Here is a 12,454-nt window from a genome sequence, read left to right on the forward strand (position 1 = left end):
TTCCGTTAGGACTTGACAATAATCTTCAATAATTTAAAAGATTCTCAACTAGGTTTCCACAAAATTCAGTGTTTGTCAAGCCATCATCCAAAATTTAAAATAATATTTGCTTATTTAATTTATTTTATAAATTTAATGTCGTTATATAAAATATTCTCTGAAAAGCTTGAGAGTATTGAAATTTATTGGTAGATTACGGGCTAAAGTATTGTATTTAAGGCATTGTGGAACCTTGCCCTGCCAGAATCAGAACATTGACAGCACCCACGAGAGCGACGTAGGCGCACCCAAAGGAAATGCTGATTGGTAGTGTCTACTCGCTATATCAAAATAAAATAATGAAAATTAATTGCAAGAGTCTTGAACAGGGTGACAGTCTTCTTATAGGATGGGTAGGTTCATAAGTGATAGCAAGCTCAACCCGCAGTTGGTAGCTTGTTTCGGGTTATGTGGGGGAGCCAGCGAGGACGTTGCCAACCCATCCATCAAGGAGATTCATAAGGCATGAGTTTTTCAAATATTTCGGCGACGCAAAGAGAACAACAAGAAGAAGCTCTCAAAAAAGTTCTGGCGATCAGTATGTTAGCCTCAACCTTCCTGCACGGTGTCGCGCTGCCGTTGAGCCTCAACTTGGTCAAACCTGCTGAATTTGCAGAGGAACCCATTGAAGTTGTTGTGCTTGATGAGCCCAAAGTAGAGGAAACCCAGCCAGAGCCGACTATTCCAGAAAAGGTATCTCCCCCACCTGAGACGTTAAAACCAGAACTGCCAGCAGAGCCAACTCCCCCAGAGGAGTCACCCGTAGCCGCCACGCCACCGCCGATTCCAGAGGAGTCACCCGTAGCGGTAACGCCACCGCCGATTCCAGAGGAGCCACCCGTAGCGGTAACGCCACCGCCAATTCCAGAAGAGCCACCCGTAGCGGTAACGCCACCGCCAATTCCAGAGGAGCCACCCGTAGCGGTAACGCCACCGCCGATTCCAGAGAAGCCACCCGTAGCGGTAACGCCACCGCCGATTCCAGAGAAGCCACCCGTAGCGGTAACGCCACCACCAATTCCAGAGAAGCCACCCGTAGCGGTAACGCCACCACCAACTCCTCTGGAGCCTTCCCCCCCACCTCAACAAGATTTTAATTCCCCAGAAACTCCTAAAACCCCGATCGCCAAGGAACCCGAAACCCCTTCGCCCGATCCTCCAAAAAGCGAACCACCCGTTACCGCCTCCCCCCTCAAGAGTGCTGGGAGACTCCCAGACTTTACAAAAGATGCTGGAAATCCCAACTCCTCCGACAGCCCTGAAAAAAATAACCCACTCTCGTCATCTGCTTCGGCGGGTAGCGGGGAGCCTTCCTCAGAGCCATTAAATCCTTCTTCCGGGCCCATACAGCGATCGCCCGGGGCCGGGTCGCCTGTCACACCTGCTAGGCCAGGAGGCGGTGGCAATTCTGGAAATGCGATCGGAGGTTTAGGAAACCTTGCCTCTGGTGGCCCCGGAGGCGGAAGCCCTGGAGGTGGAAGCCCTGGAGGAAGTGGGTCGAACTCACCATCTGGCGCCAGCGAAAATGGCGACCTACCTTCCTCAGAGCCATTTGGGGATGGTTCGGGGCGATTGGGAAGATCGACGACGGCTGGCTTACCAGGCTCTGGAGGCGGAGGCCCTGGAGGCGGAGGCTCTGGAAGCGGAGGCTCTGGAAGCGGAGGCTCTGGAAGCGGAGGCCCTGGAGGCGGAGGCCCTGGAGGCGGAGGTTCTGGAGGCGGAGGTCGTGGAGGCGGAGGCTCTGGAAGCGGTTCGGGGTCAGGGCAAAAACCGACAAATCCAGGAAGAGGGGGGAGTCCTTCGCGCGCTCCCGGCACGCCTGGAGGCACTTGCATTAGTGGCTGCGGTAAACCTAACTATCCGAGCGCAGCCAGAGAAGAAGGGCGCCAAGGCCAAGTGGAACTCATTTGTGACATTGACCCCAACGGTAAGACAGTCAACATCAAGATCTTGACTCCTAGCAAATACAACGACTTGAATCGCGCAGCCATGAAAACAGTAGAAGAAAGGAAATATGCCCCATCAGAGAGTGGCATTCAAGGAGAAAGAATAACCATTACCTTCCTGCTCACTGACTAGGGATTTTTTTGAGACTCTAGCAATTTGGCTGGAAATTCTATAGCAATGTCCAAGGAATAGCAAAGTTAAAAGTTGAATTTTTTGTGAATTATGAATTTGGGAATGTCGTCACCAATATTAAGTAAACTTCAGCGAGTTGGACTCGTTCTATTACTTGGTTCCAACTTGGGAATGGCTTTGTTGTTTGCCAACCCTCACAGCGCAATGGCAGGAGTAATTACTTTACCCGATGGCGGACGTTGCGAGGGAGAATTGAGTGAGGGAAAACTTAGCGGCCCCGGCAATTGTCAATATGCCAACGGCGATCGCTACGAAGGCCAATTTCTCAACGGCAAACCTCACGGTAAAGGCATCTATACTTTTAAAGAAGAAGGTCGATACCAAGGAGAATTTGCCGATGGTGAATTCAACGGTCAAGGTGTCCGCGAATTTGCTAACGGCAACCGCTACGAAGGCACTTTTAAAAACGGTGAGTTCGACGGTACAGGAACTTTTACCTCAACTAACGGCATTCGTTACGAAGGCTCTTTTACCAATGGTTCTCCCAGCGGTCGCGGGGCTTTTACGTTCAGTAACGGCACTCGATGCGAAGGAGATATTAAAGAAGGAAAAATTAACGGCAAAGGCGTCTGTCAATATGCTAATAAGAACCGCTACGAAGGAGAGTTGCTGAATAATGTGCCTAACGGGCCGGGAATTTATACCTTTGCTGAAGGAGGTCGTTATGAGGGGCAATTTAGTGAAGGGCAGTTTCACGGTAAAGGGGTTCGCGAATATCCGAACGGCAACCGCTATGAAGGAGAGTTTGTGAAGGGCAATACTCAAGGTCAGGGTTTGTTTACTTTTAAAGAAGGGGGACGTTATCAAGGGCCGTTTGACAATGGAGAATTTAGTGGTGAAGGTGTCCGTGAGTTCGCCAATGGAGATAGCTATAAAGGCACTTTTGTCAAGGGTAAGATGAGCGGGAAAGGAGTTTACATTTTTAAGAATGGCGATCGCTGCGAAGGCGAATTTAGGGATGGTCAGTTCAACGGCAAAGGTACCTGCATTTACGCCAATGGCGATCGCTATCAAGGTGAATTCCTTAACGGGAAAAAACACGGTCAAGGTTCTTACATTTATGCAGATGGAACTAAGCTAGAAGGAAATTGGCAACAAGGTAAACTAGAAAAATAGTCGTTTTTTCTTTTCCGCGCCACTCTCTTTCTAAAAAAGCAGTGAACCACTTTTAACACAATTGGACTAGGTTTTTATTCCATTTGGATCTCAGGCGGAGTTAGATACCCTGCTAGCGGCTCCTTGCAAGACTTGCCACAATTGGGCTTGTTCTAGATCATCCAATATGCTGTTAGTTCCATAGTGGCGTTGTCGTCGATCTCCTACAGATTCTACCCCCGAAGAGTTGTATCGCTTGACTACACAGTATATCTTCCAGTTGCGACTCTAGCACGTGATTGAGCTGACCTCCTCAGTTTTTTTCCCTCTTATCTAAAGCCGCCAATTTTATAGTTATTCGCGGCTAAGAGTCAGGTCCGCCGACCGCTGCACCCCCCAAATCGCCGATCGTCCGCAGGTGCAGCTTCCCCAAATAACTGATCGTAATTTTTAACAAACAAATTTGAATTCTTGCTTGACATTAGCAGCAGACTTGTTTTACTTTAACAAGATTACTGCAAATTATTAGTGATAAGCCATTAACTTGTTGACAGCTACCCGAGTGTATCGTCGCTCGTGTCAAGACACTCGATTCAAACAGCGACCACAGATAGCTGCGCCTGTTACTGACAGGCTGAGTTTTCGTATTTGCTCGGGTAGATTTTCACCAGAGCACAACTCGGGAGTGCAGCTCAATCAGTGCATTCACTCTTATAGATGGTGTAGCAGCTCAAGTTTTTAAGTGTGGGGTGTGAAGGAAAATGAAACTGCGTGTACCTTTTTTATGTGTTGCACTGCTGAGCGTTGGTATCATGCCAGTAGCAGCGGCAGGGCCAAGAAGTTTCTCTGAGGGCGCTAACTCCGACTCTGCTGAAGGTGCACCCGCACTCGCCCCCGATCCGAGTTCAGTAAATCCCTCAACAGCCGACGATCGCACTCAATGGTGGGCGATTCCTTCTGTCATCCCGTCCCAAAAACCGCTCGCAGAAAAGCCATCATTTGAAAGCGAGGAGTTAGAAGTCAAGCTACCTGTAGAGAAGCAAGTCCAAAAACTCAATTCACACTCGACAGTTGCTTCAGAAGACAGGAGAAATATCAAAAAAAGCTCCTCAGAAGCAGGCAGGATGCCTGTTGCACAAGGTGTATTGAAGGTATCTAGTAATAGCGCTCGCGCTTCTGCTAATCCTGATATTGAACCAATAACAGACATACCAAAACTCAACGACATCGATCGCCCTAGCACCAGTGTTGAAGGATTACTTGAGCCATCGCCGTCAAGTTTTATTGTTTCTGAGGCTGTGCAAATCTCTCAATCAGTCGTACAAGTAACAGGTGTAAAGCTGAACCCTACTGCGGCTGGTTTGGAAGTCATCTTAGAAACTGAAACGGGTCAATTGCTGCAAGCTATTACCAGAACAGAAGGCAAAAGTGCGATCGCCGAAATCGAAAATGCTCAACTAGCTTTACCGTCGGGTGAGGAATTTCGCGCTCAAAATCCCGATCGAGGAATTGCTGAGGTGACAGTAACTCAGCTTGAAGGTTCGCGCATCCGAGTCACCGTTACCGGAGAACAAGCAGCACCACCGGCACAATTAGTAGAAAGCGATCGCGGTTTAGTTCTCAGCGTGACTCCTGTAAATTCTGACCAACTTGAAATTGTCGTTACTGCCACGCGCACTGAAGAATTTATACAAAATATACCGCGCTCGGTGACAGTAATTACCCGTAGGGAGATTGAGCAACAAAATCCCGTGTCGCGAAGCCTGCAAGATATTGTCGGTCGGGAGGTTCCAGGCTTAGGGGCTTCGACTCAATCGAGAAATCAATTTGGGCAAAACTTGCGCGGTCGCAATATTTCTGTCTTAGTTGACGGCGTACCCCTGACCACAAATACTCAACCTCGGGGCCTGCAAACCATTGCTCCCAATGCGATCGAGCGAATTGAGGTGGTTCGCGGCCCCAATGCGATCTACGGAAGTCAGGCCACAGGCGGGACGATCAATATCATTACCCGCAGGCCGAGCGAAACTACGCTGTCTCAACAGTCAGAAGTAGGTCTGACAGCAGCAGCCGGCAACCGACGCTTCCTAGAAAGCGGCAGTTTTGGCAACTACATCGCGCATTCCCTATCGGGTACAGAGGGCGCTTATAACTACGCCCTTTCCTTTTCACGAGAAAGCACCGGCACTTTTTATGATGCTGAAGGCGATCGCATTTTTAACGATCGCCCCTTAGATCAAAGCGTAACCTTCAATGTATTAGCTAAGGCAGGAGTAAACCTAGATTCTCAACAGCGCTTACAATTAACATTCAATCACTACCGTTCCACCCAAGTCGATAACGAGTACATCAACGATTTGAGCGTCAATACCCGCCCGGCCGGAACAGAAAAAGCCCGCGCTTTGAGAGTAGGAGAACTGGAATTTATTGACTCTACCCCCCCAAGAGATCAAAATACTCTCCTTAACTTCACCTACACCAACGATCGGCTTTTTGGCAGCAGCCTTCAGGCTCAAGCTTACTATCGGTACAATACTCTAAATTTTTTCCCAGGGGATTTTCGAGAGGCTTTTTTTGAAAATATTACGTTTGGACAAGTAGAAAATCAAAATTGGGGCGGTCGCTTGCAGATTGAGACTCCTGTATTTACAGTAGCTAAATTATTGTGGGGAGTTGATTATAACAGCGAGTACAACACCGTGGTGCAGGATATTTTCGATCCTGTGGCTTTCGACGAAAGCGGCGGCCGAGTTTACCGTAAAATTAACGAGCGCGTTGAAATACCGCGTTATGACCTCAGCCAGCTAGGTTTGTTTGCTCAGTTCCAATGGGATATTAGCGATAACTTTTTAGTCACTGGCGGATTGCGCCACCAGCGGGTTGGTTTCAGTGTTGACGACTACACTACCTTCCCAGGCAATGCAAATATTGAAGGTGGAGATTTGGACTTTAATAACACCGTGTTTAATGCCGGTGCTGTCTATAAAATCACAGACACATTTAATGTGTTTGGTAACTTTGCTCAAGGTTTTAGCATACCAGATTTTGGCAATTTGCTGCGCCGTCCGCCAGCCGGATTTTCGATTGGGGGCGATTTTCAACAATTAGAAGCGGTAAGAGTTGACAACTACGAAATTGGGGTGCGCGGCAACTGGGAACAAGTAAATGCGTCTATTTCGGGTTTTTACAATACCTCCGAATTGGGTGAAAGTTTTGTATTAGACGATCGCGGTTTTCCCATAGGAATTAATCGGGCTCCGCAACGAATCTATGGGGTTGAAGGAACTCTCGACTGGCGGCCGGGAGGGGGATGGCAACTCGGCGGCACTGCAACTTGGCAGGAAGGTGAAAATGATGTCAATCAAGATGGAGACTATTTGCCTCTCAATAGCAGCATTATCTCACCTCTGAAGCTGACGAGTTATATTCAACACCAAACTACCCCGGGATGGCGCAACCGACTGCAACTGGTTTATATCGGGAATCGCGATCGGGCTTTTGATGAAGGAGTTGACCCTGCGGACATCGATAACTATTTGGTGGTGGACTATATCGGCAGCATCGCGATCGGGCCGGGTACGTTAAATATTGGCATTGAGAACTTGTTGGACACCCAATATTTCCCAGTTCAGTTTCAACGTGCCGGCGGTTTTGATAATTCCGAGAGGTTTGCAGCTAGAGGCAGAAGCCTTAGCGTCCGCTACACGCTCAATTGGTAATTAGTAATTGGTAATTGGTAATTAAAACCAGTACATATCCAATTACCAACTGCTATATCAAATCTCGTTAAACCCTTATCAAAAAAATGTTTGTAGTAAGCCATAAAGGGTTTTGAAGCCTTCAAGTCTCACTACAAATTGACGGTAAATTTCTAGGACAAAGCGCATGATAAAAATCGCTTCGCTGGGAACCTGTACAGGAAAGCTCGTTGAGAGTGGCGATAGTTGCTCAGATATTTTTCACCTCTCAGTAGCAGAAATTAGGGATATGTTTAAATCATGCGGTCTAATTCTTTTTCGAGGATTTGCCGTCCATCAGAAACAGTTTAAAAAAATTGCCGAACAATTTAGCTCTAAATTCGTTCGCGATGATGTCAAAATTCGGGCAGATTCGAGCGACAGAGCCATCCATCTTGTAAACGAAGGAATGGGATATATCGCTCCTCATGCTGAAGGCGCTACTACTCCTTTACGACCCGATGCCGTTTGGTTTTGTTGTGAGCTGTCGGCCGCCGATGGTGGCGAAACTTTATTTGGGGAAGGCGTACAAGTCTGGTCAGAATTAAGTGAAGAAGTAAAGCAGTTATTTTTGACTAAAAAAAACAAGTTTATTCAAAATATACCTGTTGCTAACGGGAAGCATTTTTTAGGAGAAAATGCTACGCTAGCTGATGTCAAAAAAGCGCTGAACTGTTTTGAAGGTGTCAAATACACAATCAATGATGACCAGTATGTGACTCTAGGTTATGTTTGTTCTGCTGTCGTTAAAACAAAGTATGGTAATGACGACTCCTTTGCTAACGGTATTATCAACGAACAAAGAACTAGAAAAGTAATTTATGAAGATGATTCCCCAATTCCCGATGCAGCGATTGGTGAAATAAAGGAAGTTATGGATAGACTGACGGTTGCAATATCGTGGCAATCTGGTGATTTAGTTATGATTGACTATTCAAGATTTTAGCACGGCAGACAGGCTTTTACCGACAGTCGGCGTAAGATTCTATTTGCCAACAGTATGCTGAATTTTTGAGTTTCACTTTTTTTTAAAGATGGGTAGGTAAAAATGTCTTTCAATGTTTCAAAATCAGCTTTTTTTATTAAAAGTAGGTCGTTCCTACTTTTACCGTTTATTCTTAGCCTGATCCTTGTCTTGTTTACCAGTCAATATAGTTTTGCCACCGCTCCGACTCGTGCTGAAATCCTCTGGGACACTTATGGAATTCCTCATGTTTATGCCAAAGATACCAAAAGCCTTTTCCGCGCCTTTGGTTGGGCACAGATGCAAACTCACGGCAACCTGATTTTGCGCCTCTACGGACAGGCGAGAGGAAGAGCAGCAGAATACTGGGGAGAAAAATATTTAGAATCAGATCAGTGGGTACGAACTATGGGAATTCCTATTCGCGCTCGCTCTTGGTACGATGCACAAAATCCAACTTTTCGCAGCTATCTCGATGCTTTTGCTGCTGGAATTAATAGTTATGCTGCAGAACATAGCGATGCGATCGACAATGAAGTTAAAGCCGTGCTGCCAATTGATGGGGTAGACTTGCTGGCTCACACTCAGCGGGTGCTGAACTTCACGTTTGTGGTTAATCCTCAGGAAGTCAAGGACGTTATATCAAATCCGGTAACATCGGAATTAATATTACCCACAGCCAGGACACAGCAGTGCCGTGTTCCTACAATTAATCAGGGTAGGGACAGGACACTGCCATGTCCTCTAGATAATTCCGGTGCAACCGAAAACGATATTAATGATAGTTTTCTCGGCTCTAATGGCTGGGCGATCGCACCTTCCCATTCAGCCACTGGCAATGCGATGCTGCTGGCTAACCCGCACCTCCCCTGGTCGGACTTATTTCTCTGGTTTGAATCACAGCTAACAGCACCAGGCATCAATGCTTACGGGGCTTCGTTGGTTGGCATCCCCGTGCTGACAATTGCTTTCAATGATTCTCTCGGCTGGACTCACACTGTGAACCGGCATGATGGCTGGGATGCCTACGAACTGACACTGGCAGATGGTGGCTACCGCTTAGACGGTACAATCCAAGCCTTTGAAACAGAAGAACAAATCGTTGAAGTCAAGCAGGATAGCGGTTCTCGGCGCTCCGAACCCTTGACGGTGCGACGTTCTATTTACGGGCCGGTGGTTGGCAAGAAAGAGGGTAAGGCTGTGGCGTTGCGCGTTGTTGGCCTCGATCGACCCTTAGCACTTGAGCAGTGGTGGAATATGGCACGATCGCACAATTTAACTCAATTTGAGGCGGCGCTCGCACCCTTGCAGATTCCTATGTTCACGGTGCTGTACGCCGATCGAGACGGACACATTATGCACCTGTTCAACGGTCAAGTTCCGATGCGGGCCGGCGGAGACTTTAAATACTGGCAGGGCGCGATCCCAGGCGACACATCGAGTACGCTGTGGACGAAAATTCATCCCTATCAAGATTTGCCGCGCTCGATCGATCCCCCTAGCGGCTGGTTGCAAAATGCGAACGATCCACCTTGGACAACAACATTTCCGCAGGCGATCGATCCCGATGATTACCCACCCTATATGTCGTCTCGCGGCCCGATGTACCTTCGAGCTCAGCACTCTGCGAAGATGCTGATTGAAGATGAAAACATCTCTTTTGAAGAAATGATTGAGTACAAGCACTCAACGCGAATGGAATTAGCCGAGCGCTTGCTTGACGATCTGATCGTCGCTACCCAGCAGCAGGACAATAAATTAGCCCGCCGTGCGGCTGACGTGCTGGCTGTCTGGGATCGCAAGGCGGACGCGGATAGTCGCGGCGCGGTACTTTTTGCTGCTTGGGTTCAAGAGATGGGTTCCCCTATCTCGTTTGCTATTCCTTGGAATGAAGACTCTCCGCTAACTACGCCCGACGGTTTGGCAGAGCCTGCTGCTGCTGTGACTGCCCTTGGTGCTGCTGCCACCAAGGTAGAAGCTGCTTATGGAGCGCTGGACGTGCCTTGGGGAGATGTTTTCCGGTTGCGCGAAGGCGCTGTGGATTTGCCAGCAAGTGGAGGGCCTAGCAACTTGGGTATTTTTCGGGTACTCAGTTTTGCTCCCACCCAAAACGCCCGGTTTCGAGCTGTTGAAGGCGATAGTTACGTGGCGGCGGTCGAGTTTTCCAATCCAGTAAGGGCAATGGTACTCACCAGCTACGGCAACTCGACGATGGTTGGTTCACCGCAAGATGGCGCTCAGTTGCAGCTATTGGCGAGTCAAGGTTTGCGACCGGTTTGGCGATCGCGCACAGAAATTGAATCTCACTTAGCAAAACGCGAGGTGTTTTCTGGGTCGGATCGAGCCGTTCAAAGTATCAATTATGCACCGTGAGGTACTTATGAAATTGCGCCCGATCGCATTAGTTTTGCACCGCTATGTAGGTGTGATGGTGGGAATCCTGCTAGCGATCGTCAGCTTAACTGGCAGTTCATTGGTTTTCTGGAAAGAGATCGAGGTTTTCCTCAATCCCCAGATGTTCCAAGTTATCCCGCAGGGCGATCGGGTATCTGTACAGTTTGCGATCGATACAATCCGTTCAGCTTATCCCCATTGGCAGCTTAATTTCCTTGAGCTACCTCGCGCGTTAGATAGTGTCTATACAGCGAGAATGCTGTTAAACAGCGGCGATTTTGCCCACGTCTATCTCAACCCTTACACGGGAGAAGTTCTGGGTTTTCAGCAGTGGGGCCGGACTGTTATGAGTTTCATTTATAACTTCCATGTCAGCCTTCTGGGAGGCAAATTTGGCGAAACAGTTGTTGGTATCTGTGGACTGCTGTTGCTGCTGCTGAGTGTAACTGGAATCATTTTGTGGCCTGGTTGGAAAAAGCTGGTAGCCGGCTTGGCAATCCGGTGGCGTTCTGTGCCTCAGCTAATCAACTACGATCTTCACAAAGTCGGGGGGATTTTATCTTGTGTCTTTCTGATTGCGATCGCCTCCACCGGCACAGCCATGATTTTTCACACCCAGTTTAAGGGCGTGATTTACTCGCTCGCCGGCACGCCAAAAAACCCCGAATTAACATCAAATATGGTGGCAAATTTGCCACCAGTTACAGCAGATATTATTTTACAAAAAGCGGACTTGGCGTTACCCGGAAAAACCATTTACATTACCTTTCCCAGCAAACCGCAGGGGACATTCGTAGTACGTAAAAAACTGGTCGGAGAGATCCATCCGAACGGTAGCAGCAACGTCTATCTCGATCGGTACAGTGGAGAAGTTTTGCGGGTAGAAAATGGTTTTACAGCCCCTGTGGCATCCCAAATTATAAATTTGTTGTTCCCGGTACATATCGGTGCTTTCGGCGGGTTGACAACACGCATCCTCTACGTTTTCATCGGGTTGACGCCGACATTGCTATCAATCACTGGTCTGGTACTCTGGCGCAGGCGACAGTGGAGATTAGCTCAGCGGCGGGAAGCAAGCCGGCAAATTACCGCGATCGTAGTTGAATCTCAAAAATTTTCTCCGCTCGCAGAATGGCCTTGGTTTTGAAAATGATCGATCGGGATTAAAGTGAAACAGTATAAGTTTCTGTTGGTGCAGACAACAATGCTATCGCAGAAGGCAACAATTCCATTAGACATCTCCCAAAAAGAAATGGTTGACCGAGTGCTCTTAAATTATCAGGGAATTTTACCTCAAAAAACCTGAGTCACAGCGGAGAATATATTGAGAAACATCCATCCGAGACTCAAAGACTGTTGGGTAGATATTACGACCAACTAATCGAACTAATTACTAATGCAGAAAATCTGTAGACTCGCCACAAAAGACATGAAGAAAATCAGAAAATCCGAATCATTAAACCTAGCAGCGGTCGTCACCCTAAACTAACGATATCAGACCCAATTATTTTGACCCACCCTGTATCTGCATCACCTACCAACCTTTGAAATTCTTAGGGTACAATTTGGCCGAGGCGAATCAACCGCTAATTATATTTTTCACCATTGGCTAAAACACTTGAGAGAGTTATTGTCTGCTTCCTTGTTAGAACAAGTAAAAAAAAGTGATTTTGATTTGGCATGGATGCTGGAAATTTTGACATAATTGGAGTTAATAGTAGATAGCTACGACCAGTTTATAGAAAGACCGAAAGATGATCGGTAACAGAAAAAAACTCACTCGGGTTCGCAAAAAAGACACACTAAAAAGAACCAGGCAAGAGTCATGCCATCTGGTAAAGAAATCGTTGATGTAGTAGTTGGAGAAACCGGAGCAATGGTAGATATAAAAAATTGGACAAAACAGCGATCGCCCTGCCGACCCCTCACAAAAATTTCAAGGGGATAAAGCTTATGCACTCGACCATTAATTAATACCTCCCCATAAAAAACCTCGCGAGGGAGTTCTTACGGGTGCATCTCAGTTTTGCAAATCCCTGAAAAAATAGCTAAAATGAAAAAGCTAGTAAAACCGTAAAAAAAACGA

General features: G+C 47.4%; 6 protein-coding genes. All 6 read left to right on the forward strand.

Going from position 1 to position 12,454, the window contains the following annotated elements:
• The first annotated feature begins 504 nt into the window (after window positions 1-504).
• Window positions 505-2,118: a TonB family protein gene (locus QUB25_RS24325; RefSeq protein ID WP_333187020.1), complete on the forward strand. Its 1,614-nt coding sequence runs from the start codon at window positions 505-507 to the stop codon at window positions 2,116-2,118.
• 102 nt (window positions 2,119-2,220) lie between these two features.
• Window positions 2,221-3,294: a hypothetical protein gene (locus tag QUB25_RS24330; RefSeq protein ID WP_333187023.1), complete on the forward strand. Its 1,074-nt coding sequence runs from the start codon at window positions 2,221-2,223 to the stop codon at window positions 3,292-3,294.
• 740 nt (window positions 3,295-4,034) lie between these two features.
• Window positions 4,035-6,992, forward strand: a complete 2,958-nt coding sequence (locus QUB25_RS24335) for a TonB-dependent receptor domain-containing protein (RefSeq protein ID WP_333187027.1) — start codon at window positions 4,035-4,037, stop codon at window positions 6,990-6,992.
• A 166-nt stretch (window positions 6,993-7,158) separates the two neighbouring features.
• A complete protein-coding gene (locus QUB25_RS24340) occupies window positions 7,159-7,956 on the forward strand; it encodes a TauD/TfdA family dioxygenase (protein ID WP_333187030.1) in 798 nt (265 codons plus the stop codon).
• Window positions 7,957-8,145: 189 nt separating this feature from the next.
• On the forward strand, window positions 8,146-10,347 hold the full coding sequence (locus QUB25_RS24345) for an acylase (protein WP_333187032.1): 2,202 nt from the start codon (window positions 8,146-8,148) through the stop codon (window positions 10,345-10,347).
• Window positions 10,348-10,354: 7 nt separating this feature from the next.
• The gene (locus QUB25_RS24350; RefSeq protein ID WP_333187034.1) at window positions 10,355-11,515 is read left to right on the forward strand and encodes a PepSY-associated TM helix domain-containing protein; all 1,161 of its coding nucleotides are present in this window, start codon (window positions 10,355-10,357) and stop codon (window positions 11,513-11,515) included.
• The last annotated feature ends 939 nt before the right edge of the window (window positions 11,516-12,454 follow it).

This window comes from Microcoleus sp. B3-D7 (assembly GCF_036705305.1).
Lineage (GTDB): Bacteria > Cyanobacteriota > Cyanobacteriia > Cyanobacteriales > Microcoleaceae > Microcoleus.

Bases quoted from the DNA above. Each gene is read 5' to 3' on its own strand.
- QUB25_RS24325 (WP_333187020.1), top strand. From the start codon at position 505: ATGAGTTTTTCAAATATTTCGGCGACGCAAAGAGAACAACAAGAAGAA.
- QUB25_RS24330 (WP_333187023.1), top strand. From the start codon at position 2,221: ATGTCGTCACCAATATTAAGTAAACTTCAGCGAGTTGGACTCGTTCTA.
- QUB25_RS24335 (WP_333187027.1), top strand. From the start codon at position 4,035: ATGAAACTGCGTGTACCTTTTTTATGTGTTGCACTGCTGAGCGTTGGT.
- QUB25_RS24340 (WP_333187030.1), top strand. From the start codon at position 7,159: ATGATAAAAATCGCTTCGCTGGGAACCTGTACAGGAAAGCTCGTTGAG.
- QUB25_RS24350 (WP_333187034.1), top strand. From the start codon at position 10,355: ATGAAATTGCGCCCGATCGCATTAGTTTTGCACCGCTATGTAGGTGTG.